Source organism: Desulfoluna sp. CLI2B, from assembly GCF_056847375.1.
This window is the reverse complement of record NZ_CP186557.1, coordinates 4,960,557-4,977,500: the sequence shown is the minus strand read 5'-3', so window position 1 is coordinate 4,977,500 and position 16,944 is coordinate 4,960,557. Positions and strand designations below refer to the sequence as shown.

11 protein-coding genes are annotated in these 16,944 nt (G+C 59.8%); 3 read left to right on the top strand and 8 right to left on the bottom strand.

Translation table 11 applies throughout. The features are described from left to right. Positions 1-343 precede the first annotated feature (343 nt). Positions 344-2,011 (top strand): hypothetical protein, encoded by a 1,668-nt coding sequence (locus tag ACOYW2_RS23100; protein ID WP_482768142.1) that lies wholly within the window; start codon positions 344-346, stop codon positions 2,009-2,011. Between the two features lie 189 nt (positions 2,012-2,200). Continuing rightward, positions 2,201-3,619 carry a cyclic nucleotide-binding domain-containing protein gene (locus ACOYW2_RS23095; RefSeq protein WP_482768141.1) on the top strand — a complete coding sequence of 473 codons (1,419 nt, stop codon included), beginning with the start codon at positions 2,201-2,203 and terminating at the stop codon, positions 3,617-3,619. Between the two features lie 137 nt (positions 3,620-3,756). Here the strand turns inward: ACOYW2_RS23095 and ACOYW2_RS23090 are convergent, their stop codons facing one another. The 5 genes from ACOYW2_RS23090 to ACOYW2_RS23070 all read right to left on the bottom strand — a co-directional run bounded on the left by ACOYW2_RS23090 (position 3,757) and on the right by ACOYW2_RS23070 (position 10,938). After that, the gene (locus ACOYW2_RS23090; protein WP_482768140.1) at positions 3,757-5,373 is read right to left on the bottom strand and encodes a fumarate hydratase; all 1,617 of its coding nucleotides are present in this window, start codon (positions 5,371-5,373) and stop codon (positions 3,757-3,759) included. A gap of 152 nt (positions 5,374-5,525) precedes the next feature. Continuing rightward, positions 5,526-6,569 (bottom strand): ABC transporter permease, encoded by a 1,044-nt coding sequence (locus tag ACOYW2_RS23085; RefSeq protein ID WP_482420205.1) that lies wholly within the window; start codon positions 6,567-6,569, stop codon positions 5,526-5,528. Between the two features lie 17 nt (positions 6,570-6,586). After that, a complete protein-coding gene (locus tag ACOYW2_RS23080) occupies positions 6,587-7,477 on the bottom strand; it encodes an ABC transporter ATP-binding protein (RefSeq protein ID WP_482420204.1) in 891 nt (296 codons plus the stop codon). 96 nt (positions 7,478-7,573) lie between these two features. Then, positions 7,574-8,332, bottom strand: coding sequence for an MlaA family lipoprotein (locus ACOYW2_RS23075; protein ID WP_482418263.1), 759 nt, complete (start codon positions 8,330-8,332; stop codon positions 7,574-7,576). A gap of 185 nt (positions 8,333-8,517) precedes the next feature. Beyond that, positions 8,518-10,938 carry a DNA internalization-related competence protein ComEC/Rec2 gene (locus ACOYW2_RS23070; protein WP_482768139.1) on the bottom strand — a complete coding sequence of 807 codons (2,421 nt, stop codon included), beginning with the start codon at positions 10,936-10,938 and terminating at the stop codon, positions 8,518-8,520. Between the two features lie 293 nt (positions 10,939-11,231). Between ACOYW2_RS23070 and ACOYW2_RS23065 the strand changes: the two genes are divergently transcribed. Beyond that, entirely contained in the window at positions 11,232-11,624 is a 393-nt protein-coding gene (locus ACOYW2_RS23065) for a hypothetical protein (RefSeq protein ID WP_482418261.1), read from the top strand. An 85-nt stretch (positions 11,625-11,709) separates the two neighbouring features. On the opposite strand, the gene murA is transcribed toward ACOYW2_RS23065, so the two are convergent. From murA to ACOYW2_RS23050, 3 genes are all read right to left on the bottom strand, one after another. After that, complete coding sequence (gene murA, locus ACOYW2_RS23060) at positions 11,710-12,966, bottom strand: UDP-N-acetylglucosamine 1-carboxyvinyltransferase (RefSeq protein ID WP_482768138.1); 1,257 nt, start codon at positions 12,964-12,966, stop codon at positions 11,710-11,712. A 310-nt stretch (positions 12,967-13,276) separates the two neighbouring features. Beyond that, entirely contained in the window at positions 13,277-15,016 is a 1,740-nt protein-coding gene (locus ACOYW2_RS23055; RefSeq protein WP_482768137.1) for a PAS domain-containing sensor histidine kinase, read from the bottom strand. Between the two features lie 335 nt (positions 15,017-15,351). Beyond that, positions 15,352-16,314 (bottom strand): thioredoxin family protein, encoded by a 963-nt coding sequence (locus ACOYW2_RS23050; protein ID WP_482768136.1) that lies wholly within the window; start codon positions 16,312-16,314, stop codon positions 15,352-15,354. Between the last annotated feature and the right edge of the window lie 630 nt (positions 16,315-16,944).

The window sequence follows — 16,944 nt, the reverse complement described above, 5'->3', positions numbered from 1 at the left end:
TGAATGGGGGTTGGTGCTATAATAACACCGTGTTTTTTGGTGGCTTCTGGTTGAATGTCAATCAGTGAACGGTTCAACTTGTTTTCTACATTTTATATCGTTTCAGCGTTATGAAATCCCTTCTTTCCATAACGAGCCATCGGTTTCGATGATCGGCAGATACAATCCGTTGAGAATACGTCTTCAAGCCCCGCCTATCTGGCGAATTTTGCCGCCGTGTGGACGTGCAGGGATCGTTGCATGCCGATGTCTTCTTTTCTATGTGTGAGCCTTCCATCACTGCGTAGCGGCAATGCGCAACGGTGCCCCCATCCACTCAGGTTAACAGAAGGTGAGACGTTATATGGCTGATGACCTCAATATCCAAACGGCACTGGGGGCAGTTAACCTCTTCATGAGTGCGGTGAAAAATTGTCGCCTCTACCCCGAATCCAGTGACATTGTCCGCCAGTCTCTCTCTTCCGGATATTCCCGCCTTACCGCCCTGTTCTATCGGGATGCCCCTTTTATTGTATCCGAAGCCCAGGGATCCATTCTTTTCGATGGAAAGCTTTTGGACGCCAAATCTCAGCGCATGCCTCAAATCCATTCTCTGCGTCTTCTGATGCAGGCCCTCAACCTGAAGAGCATTGTGTTTGACCGCGCCATTGATCAGGAAAATTATGCCAAGGCATCTCGGATTCTCAGCATGCCGCCGGAGGAGATGGACGCACAGGGCGGGGTGCGGAAGATGTTCGAAGCCGAAGGGGTCTCCTTTGTCTCTGCCAACCACAATGTGTTTCTCGGTGCCGAAGCCGATGAGGTGATCGAACGTGATGAGGATTTTTTCCGGCGTATCTGGTTCAGACAGATCACCGAACTCCAGGCCTTGTCGTATATCACCAGAAAGACGGCCAACGCGGCCTGGCTTTTATCGGTCAGCGGGCGTTTTCTTACCTTTTGTGCAGACAAGGGGTACGAGCCCAACGATTGGGATACCATCTCGCGCCTTGCAAGCCTTAACGGTTATCTGGTCAGGGCAGGCAGCGAACAGGGGAATGCAACCACCTTTTCCCTTCTGTATGAGAGCCTGGAGGCCCTTGGAGCCTGGTTTAACGCCGATCTACTTGCATTGAACCTGTCGGAAGTTGCCGTCACCAAGGCCGTGGAACACCTCGACAACGAGAGCTTCATGCTCCTTGCCGCCCGCCTGCTCCTGGTGAAGCAGACCCAGAGAAGGGGAAGCCGGTTGGTGGGGCGTGCCCATATCAAGGCCTATAACGATGCGTCGGACTGGAGTCTTGCTCAGCCCAGGGGCAGGGAGTTCACGGCTTCCATAGAGGCTTTGAGGAGCCGTGAAGAGGCCGCGCAACAAGAGACACTGACTCGGATTGAGGCGGTGATTGAAGGGCTCATGGAGGGCGGTTCCGATGCCCTCAACGATCTAGATGCGCTGGCTGCGTTGCCCAGGGTTATGACCGAACGAACCCAGCAGGGCAAGACCCAAGAGGCGGAGCGGTTGATTCAGGCTGTGTCCCTTGCCATCAACCTGGATGACGAAGCAAAGTCCATGGCAGCGGTTCGGGTCCTTCTTCAAACGGCCAAAGCGTTCACCGGCCTTGGTCGACTGGACCTGGTGAGCCGGGTACTGGGACCCGTCAATTTGTGGGCACGATATCAGCAGGAGGTGACCCCTCTCTTTGAATCCGCTGCCGATATGATGGTGAACCATATCCACAACCTGATTGTGGGGGGGCTGTTCGGAGATGCCGTTCCGTTCATGGAGAGTTTCAGCCTCATGGCGCAGGGACGCTTAAAAAAAGATCTCCATATGACCCGGTATGCCGAACGAACCCTGCGCCGAATGGCTTCGGAACGGGTGTTCAACCTTTTCATGGAAGCGTTCCGGGAGGACACGGGTGGTCACCGGCACCAGGCCTCCGTCGCCCTTGCTCTGCTTGGAAACATTGCCGTGCCTCCGTTACTTGACCTGCTTCGGGAGAGTGAGGTGATGGCTGATGGATTCGGGTGACTTGGGTCTAAAAAATTGCCGAAGGGTCCCCGCACCAGCTGACGCAGCGTATTACGCCGGACAGCGCCTGGTTTTACCTTCGCAATCTCCTGAAACTGCTGGGGGAGGTCGGCGGGGAGGAGCACATAGAAATCCTCGAGCCCTTGGTGACGCGTCGTGAGGAGCAGGTGATCGATGCCGTGATTTCATGTGCCAAGCAGATCGGAGGCAGCAGGCGGACTCGTTTTTATTCCAAGGCGATCCTGGTGGTTCCCGAGGGTCAAGCCGAGACTGGCGGGACTTCTGGCCCAGTTCGGGGGCGATGATGGGGTCTATGCCCTCTCAGCCGTGCTCAAGTCCAGGATGGCCGGGCCCCCGGAGGAGAAAGACAAGGTCATCAAGGCGGTGTGCTCGGCCATGGGAGAGATCGGCTCCATGAAGGCGCTTCCGACCCTTCAGAAGGTTGTGGACCAAAAAGGGCTCCTGGGCAGGAGCCGTTACACATCGGAACAGAAACGACTTGCCGAAGAGACCATTGTCAAGATCCGCCATGCCATGTCCAGGGAGCGCTCGGCACCCAAAGAGAAAGAGCCGGATGCCCGGGTGAAGGTGACCCGCGACTACATCGCGTCCGAGGAGTTCGGAACCCTTGAGGCCATTGTCAGCGGTCTGATCAGCGGAGGGAAGAAGGCCTCGGCCCTGAAGGTCCTTCTTTTGATGGTGGAGCGGGCGGCACGAGAGAAGGACTTCAAGCGTGCGGAGCGTTACAAGGCGAGGCTGTCCGATGTGGATGAGATGGCCCTGGGGGAAGTGGTGCGTGCCGAGGAGATTATCGATCAGGAAAGGTGCTTCGTGGATTCCGGGGAGTACATGGAGACCTGGAAGGCGTTCTACGAACTCCTTACCGAGGAGGAGGCCTCCGGGTTTTATCATCACGTCAGAAACGAGGTGGTGGAGGTGGATACCGAGATCATCACCCAGGGCGAGGTGATCAATCGACTCTGCTTTATTAACAGCGGCAGGGCCAAGATCGTTTACAAAGATGACGCCAGGGAGCTCTTTATCAAGGAGATGTGCAAAGGGGACGTGGCGGGCTACGACGCTTTTTTCCATACCAGTGTGTGCACGGCATCCGTTGTGGCCCTTTCCCGGGTCAACGTGGGCTATCTTGATCGTGAGGTCCTGACACTGATGCAGGAGAAACACCCCGATTTTCTCGGAAAGCTGCAGTCCTTTTGCGGCCGGTTTAACAACCTGACCGAGACCGTCCAGGCCAAAGGGCTTGAGAGGCGGCGTTATCGGCGTTTTCATGTGAAGGGCAGGGTTGTGTTCCAGCTCATGACCGACAAGGGGACCACCGTGGGCAAATCCTTTACCGGCACTTTCCTCGATATCTCGGAAGGGGGGCTCTCTGCCGTGGTCAAGAGCAGCGGGTATTCCATGGCCCGCCTGCTGCTCGGGCGTTCCATCTGCTCGCTGATGAAGCCCGGTGAAGGGGCAGAGGGGGTCTCGGTTCAGGGGCGGGTCAGCAGCGTCAACGAGCGGGGTGAGAACACCATCTCCATCCATGTGGCCTTTGCGCGCCCCCTGGCTGTCTCAAGCCTTGAAACCCTGGTGACCACCAGCTGAGCTGGCACTTCTCCCGCAGGCGATTTTGTTAAGGCCGTTTACGGTCCGCAGAATCATGAAACTGACTGAAAGCTCCCGTCCCAGAGACCTCTGGGCGGGAGCTTTTGTGTTTTGAAGGGCAGCAGCTACGCAGGGGGTTACTTGATGGCCTGACGGTAGAAGTCGTTGCCTTTGTCGTCGATGATGATAAAGGCCGGGAAGTCCCTTACGGTAATCTTGAAGATCGCCTCCATGCCGAGTTCCTCGTAGGCGATGGTCTCCACCCTGGTGATGCAGTCCCGGCCCAGCCTGGCGGCCGGGCCCCCAATGGATCCCAGGTAAAACCCCCGGTTTTCTTGGCACGATACCCTGACTTTGTCGGTCCTGTTGCCCTTGGCCAGCATGATGCGCGAGCCCCCGAGTTTCTGGAAGACGGGGACGTAAGGGTCCATGCGACCGGCGGTGGTGGGCCCGAAGGATCCCGAGGCGTGGCCTTCCGGGGTTTTGGCCGGACCCGCGTAATAGATGACGTGATTCTTGATGTAGCCGGGGAGCCCGTCCCCTTTTTCCAGGGCTTCGGCGAGTCTGGCATGGGCAATGTCCCGGGCCACGATGATTTCTCCGGAAAGGGAGAGGCGGGTGCCCACAGGGTGAGCCGACAACTCGTCAAGGATCTCGTCCATGGGGCGGTTCAGGTCGATTTCAACACCGGGCTCTTCTGCCATGGCAGGCTCCGGCAGAAAGCGCTCGGGGCGGGCCTCCAGCTGCTCCAGAAACACCCCCTCTTCGGTGATCTTCCCCTTGATGTTCCGGTCCGCGCTGCAGCTTACCCCGATGCCCACCGGACAGGAGGCCCCATGGCGAGGCAGTCGGATGACCCGGACGTCGTGGCAGAAGTACTTGCCCCCGAACTGGGCACCAAGACCCACCTCCCGGGTCATGTCGAGGATCTCCTTTTCCATCTCCCGATCCCTGAGCGCGTGCCCCAGGGCGTTGCCTTGTGTCGGCAATTCGTCGAGGTATCCCGCCGATGCAAGCTTGACGGTCTTGAGGGTGGCCTCGGCAGAGGTGCCGCCGATGACGATGGCCAGGTGGTAGGGGGGGCATGCCGAGGTGCCGATTTCGGTGATTTTTTCTTTGAGAAAAGGCAGGAGGCGTTTGCGGTTCAGGATTGCCTTGGTCTCCTGAAAGAGAAAGCTCTTGTTGGCCGAGCCCCCGCCCTTGGCAATGAAGAGAAAGTCGTAGCTTTCGCCTTTTGTGCTTGCGATATCGATCTGGGCCGGGAGGTTGCAGCCCGTGTTTTTTTCCTCAAAGAGCGTGAGGGGGGCCAGCTGGGAGTAGCGCAGGTTTTTTTCCGTGTAGGTCTCAAAAATGCCTTTTGAGATGGCCTCCTCATCGGGCGTGGCCGTGCCGGAAATAACCTGGGCCCCTTTTTTGGCCACCACTGTGGCCGTGCCGGTGTCCTGGCACATGGGAAAGATCTTCTCCGAGGCGATGACGGCATTTTTGAGCATTTCAAGGGCCACGTAGGTATCGTTTTTGGATGCCTCGGGATCGTCCAGAATGCTGCGGAGCTGTTCGAGGTGGCGAGTGCGGTAGAGAAAAGAGACGTCGGCAAACGCCTCGCGGGCCAAAAGGGTCAGGGCCGACGGGGCCACACGGATGACGGGCTCTCCGAAGGCCTCCCCCTTTTCAATCCCCTCATCGCTGAGTTTTCGGTAAACAGTGGTGTCCGGCCCCAGGGGAAAGGGGGGCTGATAGGCAAAGGGTGGCATGGGGTGTCCTCCAGAGATGGTGATGGGTTGGCCATACAGGTGAGCATGATGTCTTCATCCCGTACTATAGGGCATGGCCACGGGCAGTCGCAACCCTGGAGTGACGGTGTATCGGGTCTTTTAACTAAAAAATGGGTCTCACGTGAAACGAGTCAGTCATTCTTCCATTGAAAGAGCAGGGATCCTGCAACGAGGCAGGCAAGGGTCATGGCCAGAAGGAGAATGATTTCCAGACGGACCTCGGCAAAACCGGCTCCGTCGTTCATGACCTTGCGGGCCCCTTCGATGAGGTGGGTCAGCGGAAAGACCCGGGAGAGGGCCTGGACCCAGGGGGCCGTGCCTTCAAGGGAGAACCAGACCCCCGAGAGAAACATCATGGGCCAGGAGATGAGGTTGAGGATGCCCCCTGCAAGCTCTTCGCTGCTGCCCCTGGCTGCCAGAAGGAGGCCCAGGGAGATCATGGACATGCCGCCCACAACAAAGACGGCAAACAGGGCCGCAAGGGAGCCCCGGCACGAAAATCCGTACAGGGCGGTGCAGGTCCCGTAGACAATGCCCGTGGTGGCAAGCATGACAAAAAGGCGGGAGATGACCTGGGCCGTCAGGAACTCCCATGGGCGAACCGGGGTGACGCTGAAGCGCTTGAGGACCCCGTTTTTCCGGTAGCGCACCACCACATACCCAACGCCAAAGAGGGCGGAGAACATCATGTTCATGCCCAGGATGCCGGGAAAGAGCCATTCCACATACGGGATGCGGTCCCCGGTCACCATTTGCCGGGTGAAGGGGCCGTCCCCGGTGCGCCCCCCCCCCAAAAGGATCTCTTCGAGGATTTTTCCCTTGGGGGCGTCGCTGTTGATCCAGTAATGGCCCGTATCCGCCGACAGGACCATGTCGAGGCGGTGATGGCGCAGTTTGGCCAGGGCGTCGTTCCGGTCGGCCAGTTCAATGGCCTGGATCAGGGGGTGGGTGAGGAGGTGTTCGCTCTGGGGAAGGGGGGCTGCGCCGTCGGCTTTGAGGACGCCAGCCTTGTAAAGCTTCTGGGAATCTTCGCTGAAAATAAGGGAGAATCCGGCAATGATGAGAAAGGGGAAGAGGATGCTCCACCCCAGGGCGGAGCGGTCTCTGTAGAACTCGATGTTGCGGGCTTTGAAAAGGGTCCAGATACGTTTGAACATGGCGATGGTACCTTTCATGGGGCCGTTTTTTGTCGTCAGTTGCGAAGCGCTTTGCCCGTGAGCTTGAGAAAGAGGTCCTCCAGGTTCTGGGGCATGACCACAATTCCGGACAGGTCCATGCCCATGGCCACGAGTTCCCGCAGGGAGTGGTCGGGGTTTTCGGTCTGGATGCTGATGCGGCCATCCTTTAACCGGAACCAGGGGGTGGTGAGGGTGGCGAAGGCGCTGTCTTCTGCGATGCCGGGCAGGACGATGGAAGAGCCCCGGCAGTGCGCGGAGAGCAGGGCCTCGGTGGCTCCCATGGCGATGATGCGCCCGTGGTCCATGATGGCCAGCTCATCGCAGAGTTTTTCGGCTTCATCCATGTAGTGGGTGGTGAGCACCACGGTTTTCCCGTCCCGTTTCAGGTTCTCCACGATCTCCCAGAGGTGGCGCCTGGCCTGGGGGTCCAGCCCGGTGGTGGGCTCGTCCAGAAAGACGAGGTCCGGGTCATTTGCCAGGGCCATGGCAAGGAGAAGGCGCTGCTTCTGGCCGCCGGAGATCTTCCGGTTGTCCCGTTTGAGGATCTCTTCCAGGCGGCAGATGGCGATGAGGGCTTCCCGCCCGGCCCGCTTGGTGTAGAGATGGCGAAAGGTCTCCAAGGTCTCTTCCACGGTGAGGAACATGGGCAGCTCCGTGTTCTGGAACTGGATCCCGGCCTCACGGGTGAAGCTCTCTCCCCGGGGAGCGCCTTTGTAGAAAATCTCGCCCGAGGTTTCGGGAAGGATCCCTTCGATGACTTCAATGGTGGTGGTTTTGCCGGCTCCGTTGGGACCGAGGAGGCCGAAGCAGGTGCCCGGACGGATGGAGAAGGAGATGCCTTTCACCGCCTCGACGTCGGCATAGTGCTTGACCAGGTTGCGGACTTCCAGGATAGGGGGTTCCATAGGCTTTCCTGTGATGCACCCGCATGGGTTGCGGGCGGGGTGTTGGCACGTACGGTGATACGGCCCCCGAAGCCTTTTGGGGCATGTCGCCGCGGGTTACTCTTGGACCATTTTTTCCCGGCTCTGGATGTAAAGGTCACGGATAAAGGTATAGGGATCCAGGGCCGAGGCCTTAAGGGCAATGTAGTCGTCCATGCTGAAGGAGGCTTCGTTGAGTTTTTCGTAGGCGGTGATGGCCAGCGAGAGCTTTGTGGGTTCCACGTACCCCACGGGGTTGAGATAAAAGTAACCGGGAATGCTGGCGCTGTCCCTTAAGGTGGAGGGGCCGAGAAGGGGCCAGACAATGTACATGCCGTTGCCCACGCCCCAGGCGCCCAGGACCTGGCCCAGGTCTTCGTCGCTGGGCTCCATGTGGAACCAGCTGCCCGCCGGGTCTCCGAATCCCAGGACCCCCACGGTGGTGTTGATGACAAACCGCCCCACTTCGGAGCCCGCCCCCTTGATCTTGCCCTGGAGCAGGCTGCTGATCAGGCGTACCGGGGTCTTGAGGTTGTTGAAAAAATTGGCCACGCCCCGCCGCACAACCGTGGGGGTGACGGTGCGGTAGCCTGAAGCCACCGGCTTGACCACCCAGATAAGGAGGGTATCGTTTAAGGTGAACATGGCCCGGTTGAAGGGGGCCAGGGGATCCCAGACCAGCTCCTCCGGGGTGTCGCCGAACTCGTCGATCAACCCTTCGTCATCAAAAAAATCATCATCATCCAGAAATTCGTCGTCTTCTGCAAACGCGTCCTCGGAAATCAAGGCTTCTTCAACCGTATCCGTCGCCGTTTTTTCTTGCTCTGGCGCAGCCACGGGGGGCTCCACGGAAGGGGAGGTATGCGCAGCACACCCTTGAAGGAGAAGTGCCAGAATGAGGGCCATCAGAGCGGGTGGCACGATGGAATGCCTAATGCCACGGGGACGAAATACCAAGGGGAACCTCCACAACGAGAAAATCGAAACCAATTGCCGTACTTTATGCGTCGGGAGAGTCGGTGTCAAGGCCGTGTCCATGTGAGCGAGGGAGGAAAAGGGGAAGAGGAGTCAAGGAAGGTGGAAACAGACAGGGCGGTGCCGTCGGATTCGATGGTGACGGCCCCGTTCCGGTGAGTACCGTAGAGGGTGCATTGGGCCTGTGTGTATCGTTTTACCACCTCGGTATGGGGAAGACCGTAGCGGTTGGCTTGTCCGGCTGAGATCACGCCGATGGAGGGGTGTACACGGGTGAGGAAGGCCCGGGTGCTGGAGCTTCGGCTGCCGTGGTGGGGGATCACCATGACGTCGGCCTTCAATGCCTCTCCGGCATCGGACACAAGCCGGGCTTCCGCCTTTTTCATGATATCGCCGGTGAGCAGAAACCGGTGATTTCCGTAGGCCAGCCCGAGGACCAGGGAGTTGTTGTTCACCGAGCCGCTGCCGGTGAACCCCTTGGGGGGCGCCTCCGGGTGAAGGCAGGTGACGCGAACGCCTTCCACGACCATGGGCGGGGACCGGTCCGTCAAGTAAACGATGCGGGTGCCGGACCGGTCGGCAGCCTCGGAAAACCGGTTCCACAGCGCCCCCTTGCCGGGGTAGGGACCCATGAAAAGTGTCTTGACCTTGAAGTTGTCCAGAATATGAATAAGGCCTCCCATGTGGTCGCTCTCCGGGTGGGTGAGGACCACGGCATCGAGGGTGGTGATCTGGGAGGCCTGGAGGTAAGGCCCCACGGCAAAGCGGCCGACGTCGAACCGTCCCGGCCGGGCAAACCCGCCGTCCACCAGCCATCGTTTGCCGTTGGGAAAGGCCAGCACAGCGGAAGAGCCCTGGCCCACATCAAGCACCGTGACCTTGAGGGTGGGGTTGTGGTGGCGTTGGACAAAGGCTGTTGTGGCCCTTCCCCCCAAGATGAGCAGGCAGCAGGCGGCAACCAGCACGGGGCCTTTGCCCTTGCGAAGGGGGGAGAGCAGCAGGGAAAAAAGAAGGCAGAGCACGAGAAGGGTCGTCCCGACCCCGGGGCGGGGCAGAAGAAGGTAGCCCCCGGGAACGTTGGAGAAGAGAGTGGCGATGCGGATGGCGGCCTCCAGGGTGTAGCCGGCCAGGGAAAACAGGAGGCCGGCAGGGGCCGACCCGAGGGGGAGGAGAATCACCCCCACAAGCCCCGGGAGGATTGTGCCGAAGCTGATGAGGGGAACCAGGATCAGGTTGGACAAGAGCCCGATGGGTGCCGCATAGCCAAAGTGATGCAAGACAAGGGGCGCCGTGCCGAAGGTGGCAAAACACGGGGGGATGACAAACAGGAACATCCGCTGCCGGAGAGTGGGCAGGGCCACCGGGGAGGCCGGGGTGCGAAGCCGGGTCAGGCTGGCCAGGATGGCGGCCACGGCGGCAAAGGAGAGTTGGAAGGAGACGGCAAACAGGGACGGCGGATGGGTGATGAGGATAATAAGGGCAGCCAGGGCAAGGGTGGTGGGAAGGTCCGCCTCTTCATGGAGGACCAGGGCACCCATGACAAGACCTGCGGCAGTGAGGGCCCGCTGGGTGGACGGCGCCATGCCGGACAGCAGGGCGTAGAGGAGAACCGGCACCAGGGTGAAGGTGGCGGCCAGCATCTGTGTGTGTCCCTTGATGAGGGGGCGCTCCCAGCGGGAGAATGCCCACGTGAACAGGAAGTAGAAAAGGGTGGCCACGATCCCAAGGTGGAGGCCGGAGATGGCCAGCAGATGGGCTGCGCCGGTGCGGGTGAAGAGATCGCGCAGGGAAGGCGGCATATGGGAGCGATTGCCGGTGAGAAGGGCACAGAGCATGGCCCCGGAGTCATGGGTTGGTGCATGGTCGAAGAGGGCGCCTTCGATGCGGGCCCGAATATGGTGAAGGGCGGTGCGCCACCGATGGGCGGGAGCCGCCGGAGACAAGGTCACCTCCTCTGCTTTGACCACGCCCCAGGCCGCGACCCCCTGCCTCATCATGTGGCGTCGGTAATCGAAACGTCCCGGGTTGTTGAAACTGGTAAAGGGGCGAAGCCGGCAGCGGGTTGTGAGCTGCATCCCCTCGGCCACGGGCAGGGAGCGGCCCTTTCTGATGATCAGGCGGATGCCGGTGGTCGGTGGAGCAAGGCTCGGGCCGTTCCCAAGGCGGACATCCCGGAGGATGAATTTGAGGTCGCGGTCCTGAAACCGGATCTGCTCCATGCGTCCTGTGAGGGGAAGGGGCTCTGGGGTCAACCCGCTCAGCCCTTTCTCAGCGGGTGCCCAAGGGGCCATGAGCCAGGCCCCTGCCAGGGTGAACAGGGGGATAAGCAAGGCCATGGGGACGCGCCGGGGTGCGCTGAGCCATGCACAGGCTGTCAAGGCCGACACCAGGAGCACGGATACCGGCAGGGGCGTGCCGGCATGGCCCGTGAGGATGCCCGTCACAAGACCTGTGAGCACAAAGAGCATGGGGCGCCGGTCAAGGCCCGACATGGCGGGGAAGAGGAAGAGAAGCGTTTCCCTCAACCAGCGGGTATGGTATACTAAAGGCCTCCCAAACATAAAGTATGTGCACCCGTTGTTATCTGTTTGATACTCCCGGTATCCATTCGTTTCACACCACGAGCCTTGCTCGTTTCCCGCACGTATTCATGATGGCCTCCTGCAAAGTCGAACAGGCCTGTATCACGACTCAACACGATCCCTTTTTTTTCGTGCCGGTCTGCTTGGTCCCCACCGGCAGCGAATGATGTGAGGTGCGTATGGGTGATTTACGTCATTGTGAACGTTTTCTCCCCAAAAGGGGCGCTTATATTGTCTTTTCCCCCTCCTTTACGCGAAGGGGGCCCCTGATCAACATCAGCCGTGAGGGGCTCTCCTGCATCTATTATGTCAACGACACACTGGATGCGCGAAGCATGGACACCTGCGTGAATATTCGCTACGGGAATTTTTTTCTGGGGGGGCTGCCTTTCCGTATTCTGTCGGACAAGCGTATCGGTACGGGGCGCTTCGGCCCCTTCAAGATGGTGCGACAGCGGTCATTGATTTTTGAAGCACTGTCGGTGAGCCAGGTGGTCCAGGTGGACTACTTCATTCAGAATTTTACCCGGCTGAAGTACGATTTTCTGGAGGGCCCTTCCAGCTTCAGTTGAGATGCGGGAAAGGCCCCTTTAAAACGCTTGCAGGTCAAGTGCCTGCGTCGGTCTGTGGCCCGGCGCAGGCTTTTTTCGTGGTGCTTTAACCCTTGATGCGCTCAATGTCCGCCCCGAGTCCCCGGAGCTTGGTCTCAATGTGTTCGTAGCCCCGGTCGAGGTGGTAGACGCGGTTCACCACCGTCTCCCCTTCGGCCACCAGGCCCGAGAGGATCAGGGAGGCACTGGCCCGCAGGTCCGAGGCCATGACCTGGGCACCCGAAAGGCGTTTGATTCCCTTCACCGTGGCGACGTCGTTGCCCTTGAGCACGATGTCCGCTCCCATCCGTTTCAATTCCGATACATGGATAAACCGGTTTTCGAAGATGGTTTCGTGGATGACGCTGGCGCCGTCGGCCAGGGTCAGCATGGCCATGAACTGGGCCTGCATGTCCGTGGGAAAGCCCGGGTAGGGAGCGGTGCGGATATCCACGCTCTTGATGGCCTTGGGCCCGATGACGCGCACCGAATCCTTGCCGACCTCCAGGGTGGCCCCGGCCTCTTCGAGTTTGCTCAAGGTGTGCTCCATGTGCTCCGGGGCGCAGGCCGTTACCTCCACGTCTCCCCCGGTCATGGCCGCGGCCACCATAAAGGTGCCGGCCTCGATGCGGTCCGGGATGATGGCGGCGTCCACCGATGAAAGGGCCGGCACGCCGGTGATGGTGATCTCCGGGGTTCCCGCCCCTTCGACCTTGGCGCCCATGGCGTTGAGCACATCGGCCAGGGCCATGATCTCGGGCTCCCGGGCCGCGTTGGAGAGAATGGTGACCCCATCGGCCAGGGTCGCGGCCATCATCAGGTTCTCCGTTGCCCCCACTGAGACGGTGTCGAACACGATGCGTGCCCCTTTAAGGCGGTCGGCTGTGGCCTCCACATAGCCCTGCTCCAGGCGAATGGTGGCGCCCATGGCTTCCAGCCCTTTGAGGTGGAGATCGATGGGGCGATCCCCGATGGCGCACCCTCCGGGCATGGAGACCTTGGCCCGGCCCATGCGGGCCACCAGGGGGCCCAGGACCAGAATGGAGGCGCGCATTTTTCTTACCAGGTCGTAAGGGGCCTCCACACAGTCCACGGGGCCGGCATCGATGGTGACCTTGTCTTCGGTTCGTTCAACCGTTGCCCCCAGTTCGGCCAGGAGGCAGGTGATGCTGTGGATGTCCATGAGCTCAGGGACATTGCAAAAGGTGGTTTTGCCCTTAACCAGAAGGGAGGAGACCAGAATGGGCAGGGCTGCATTTTTGGAGCCGCTGACCCGAACACGTCCGTGAAGGGGGGCACCCCCCCTGACAACAATTTTATCCATACAGGTATCTCGGTCGGCAGGTGATGCCGTTGTATTCGTGCGGGGAGGGTTCAGGTGATCGGGAACTGGAGTGGGGACCGGGCGCAACCCGTGACAGCCCCTTGACGGCAGGAGGCGGGCAAGGGGCAGGCGCAACCGGTTCCGGGCAGGTGGTTGAACGGCTTCCCCCCGATGGTTGATGATGGGATGCCGTCCCGAACGGGGGGCATCTACAGCCTTTGTTCCGGCAACGATATACCAAGGCCGGAGACAAAGCAATGCCCCATTTTTGTTGCGGGTGTCTGCGGGCGGGCCTCCAACAATTTGCTGATTATCTGACGGATCCCACCTCGTTGTAGATCTCTTCGAGTTCCTGTTCGCTCATGTTGAAGGGAACCCGGATCACAAGGGCTGTGCCTTCCCCCGGGCTCGAGATGATGCGAAAGCGCCCGCCCATGAGGTGGACCCTCTCTTCCATGCTGCGCAGGCCCATGCCTTTGGCGTCTTTTCCCTTCCCTTTGCCCTGGTCAAACCCCACCCCGTTGTCTTCCACGCGCATGATGATGTCCGGGAACGAGGCCACCAGCCGGAGCACCACCTTTGAGGCCCTGGCGTGCTTCAGCACGTTGCTCAAGGCCTCCTGGACCAGGCGGTAAAGGTTGATCTCGGTTTCGGAGTGCAGGGGGATGCCGTTGAGGCCCGCAGAGAAAAAGTCCACCTCGATGCCGGTCTTGCGCTGAAAGTCTTCACAGTGGCGGAACAGGGCCGTGGGAAGGCCGAGTTCGTCCAGGATGGGGGGCCGCAACTCGTAAGCGATGGTCTTGACGGCCTCGATACACTCCTGGAGCACGCTGGAGACGTCCTTGAGCCTGGACCGAAGGACCGAGGCGGAGATGGGGCCGTCCAGCAGGCTGCTGCAGGTGATTTTCAGGGAGGAGAGGTCCTGGGCCACGCTGTCGTGAAGGTCCCGGGCAATGCGCCTTCGTTCTTCCTCCTGGACCAGGATGATCTTTCTGGTGAGGTGCTTGATCTGGCTCTGGGCCTGGGAAAATTCGGTGATGTCGTTGACCGTGGTCAGGGCGTAATGCTCCTGGGCCAGGGTGATGCGCCGGGAGGAGAGGAGTACCGACCGGCTCTCCCCGTCGCGGGTGCGGAAGCGGCACTGAAAGTTGGTGACCCACCTGCGGGTTCGCATGATGTTGAGGTAGGTCTCCCAGGCCGTGGGCTCTTCCCAGAGGCCCGCGGCAAGGGGTGTTTTGCCGATGACTTCTTCCCGGGTGTAGCCGAACTGGGAGGAGAAGATGGCGTTGACATGGCTGAACTCACCCGTGGAAAGACGGTTGAAGGCAATGGGGTTGGGGCTTGTCTGAAAGGCCTGGCGGTAGAACTCTTTTTTTGCCGTGACGGTTTTCAGGTGGCTGTCCTGCTCGATGAGCCCTTTTTCCAGGTTCTTGTTCTTTTGGTGCAGGGCCGATGCCTTTTTGTCCATTTCCGCGATATGGAGGGAGAGGCCCGATACCCAGGTCCGCGTCTCTTCGGTGACGCGGGTGGCGATAAGAAAGTAAAGCAGGGCCAGGGCAGCGATGATCTGCCCTTGGAAGGATTGGGAGACACCTCCCCAGGCGATGAGGGGGAACAGGAAGATCCCGGTGTAGATTTTTGTGCTGGCCGAAGGCAGCACACTGAAGACCGGGGTGATGCTCAAAATGGCGCCGGAGCAGAAGATGATGAGGTAGCCAGGCCATACCAGGCCGTACCGGGTCAGGACAAAGGTGGCAAACAGGGCAAAGACCATGGCCGAGAGGTAGTTCAGGCCGAGGCTCCATCGGCGGGCCGTGGGGGTGCCCAGGCGCTGGAAGAGAAAATAGGCGGAACCGATGACCACCCGACAGCCCAGCACGAGCAAGGTGGCGGCCAGAAAGATCAAGGTGATGACAGGGTGGCGGGCGTAGAGGTCGGAGGTGCCCATGATGATGGCAATGAGAAGGGGGAGGATGGGAGACGCCAGACTAGAGCGCAGGATGTACTCCACGTCCAAGGGCCGTTTGTTTGGCGTCCGGGTCAGTTTCATGGGGTACTCGCATCCTGCGAGGGCGAATCGCATACCGGCCGGTGCGCTGGCACAACGGCCCCAGGGGGGGCTGGTGTCGTATCGCAGGTGTGGTTATAGGGTCAGAGTCTGAGCTGTTTGTGCTTGTGGTATGTGTAAGTAAATACGGTAAGATAGTTACTTTGGAAGCAAAGCGGTTGTCAAGTAAAAAAACAAGTAACCATTCAGCATGCCTTCGGCGGAGCCCTGAAGGGATTGTTTATTATCTGTTCGGCAAATCGTTGGCCCCCGCCAGGGTCGCCGGAGGCTTTTTTGAGCGGCATCGTTACAAAAACACGCCCTTTGGCAACGGAAAATCAGGATGTCTGTTCCTCGATGGCCTCAATGGCTTCCTCCACCGCCTCCCGGAGTGCATCGTCGCAGGGGCCTTGGAGGATGGCGCGAAGGGTGGGCAGATGGGCGATATCGCAGGAGAGCCCGGCAATGTAGACAATATCCCCCAAAGCGGCGGGATCCAGAGCGTCCCGGTGGGCCAGGAGGGCAGCGGCGGTTTCGGAGACGATGGCCGGGTGGGATTCGGCAAGCTCTTCCATTACCACCATGGCTCCCAGACGGACGGACCATTTCTCATGGGCCAGCAAGGTGTTGAGGGAGGCAAAGGGTTTTGCCGCATGGGCCACCATGGCTGTGACCCTGGCTGCCTCTCCCTCCTCCAGAAGGGCCCGGATGGCATCGGCGCTGAGCTCTTCGGGGGCACGGCCGGCAACCACCTCCATGGCCGAGGCCACATCAAACTGCCCGCTCCATCGCATGTCCCCGTCGTAGATCAGGGTGGGGGCGGCCTGAACGCCGCGCTTTTCCGCCTCTTTGGGAAAGAGGCTTCCGTCGTACAGGGAGAGGCGGATATGGGGATTGGCCAGGGCCAGGGTGATGAGCTGTCGCGCGATGCGGGGGCAGTGGGGGCAGAACTCCGCCACAAAGAGATCCAGGGTGGCGGGGAGTGCCAGGCGCTCCAAGGGGGCGGCCTGGGACGAGGGAATCGCTTCGGGGGATCCTTTCAGGGCATAGAGGAGAAGGTCGAGCAGCTTTTCCCCGGGGAGGGTGAAGAACTTCAGGCCCTGTTTTGTTTCAAAGAAGGGCAGGGGGCCCTCGCTTTTTTTCAGGGTCAGTACGAGGCGCTCTCCCGCTGCATCGGCAAGGGACTGCCCGAAGCGTGTCATCTCGTTGCTTTCGGCATCGCCTGTGGTGTGGAGGGTCAGGGCCACAGGGGCGGAGAGGGCGGAGGCCCAGGAGCGGATGATGGGAGCGGTATCGGCCATGGCAATTGCTTCCTTTTCTAAGGCATCGGCGGAATCTGCGGAGCGCCTGTTTAGAGACACTTTTCCTGTAAGGGCCCTTTCCCGATGGGCGCTGCCGTAGCCTATGCCGCCTTCCCCATGTTGTCAACACTCGGGCGGCGCGGCGGCAGGGCCAACGCATTTAACAATTCAATGGCCTCCGGCGGGTCGCTTTTTGAAAAAAGCTCCGCAAAAACGTTTCGGTAATCAAGGCGCTATGCACGGTTGCTGTGTGCCCCAAAAAAAGAAACCCTGTTTGTCAAACTTTTCAAAAGTTTGGCCCCCGGCAGGGCCGCCGGAGGCAAAAATCTAAATGCGTTTGCCCTGGACGCGGCGGACCATACGATTTCGCATTGACAGGGGACGGAAGGGCGGTGTAGGCAGTTGAACGGTATAACGGAAAAAGAACAATGACCCCTGCCCGGATATTTCACGAGTCGAGTGCACCCATATTCAAGGCATCAGAGCTGCAGATGTAGTGGTTTACCTCAAGGCTCTGATAACGCAGAAGATGGGTGCACTCGGCTCGCCCGAAGGGTGAGAAAATCGTGAATTACATTTTGTATTTTTGAAATGTCTGATTTTTTCACAGCAACCATCTGTAATAATTTT

Coding starts and splice junctions, on each gene's coding strand:
- ACOYW2_RS23055 (WP_482768137.1), bottom strand. CDS start 15,016: ATGAAACTGACCCGGACGCCAAACAAACGGCCCTTGGACGTGGAGTAC.
- ACOYW2_RS23085 (WP_482420205.1), bottom strand. CDS start 6,569: ATGAAAGGTACCATCGCCATGTTCAAACGTATCTGGACCCTTTTCAAA.
- ACOYW2_RS23070 (WP_482768139.1), bottom strand. CDS start 10,938: ATGCTCTTTGTGCTCACAGGTCTTGTGACGGGCATCCTCACGGGCCAT.
- ACOYW2_RS23100 (WP_482768142.1), top strand. CDS start 344: ATGGCTGATGACCTCAATATCCAAACGGCACTGGGGGCAGTTAACCTC.
- ACOYW2_RS23065 (WP_482418261.1), top strand. CDS start 11,232: ATGGGTGATTTACGTCATTGTGAACGTTTTCTCCCCAAAAGGGGCGCT.
- ACOYW2_RS23050 (WP_482768136.1), bottom strand. CDS start 16,314: ATGGCCGATACCGCTCCCATCATCCGCTCCTGGGCCTCCGCCCTCTCC.
- ACOYW2_RS23080 (WP_482420204.1), bottom strand. CDS start 7,477: ATGGAACCCCCTATCCTGGAAGTCCGCAACCTGGTCAAGCACTATGCC.
- ACOYW2_RS23090 (WP_482768140.1), bottom strand. CDS start 5,373: ATGCCACCCTTTGCCTATCAGCCCCCCTTTCCCCTGGGGCCGGACACC.
- murA (WP_482768138.1), bottom strand. CDS start 12,966: ATGGATAAAATTGTTGTCAGGGGGGGTGCCCCCCTTCACGGACGTGTT.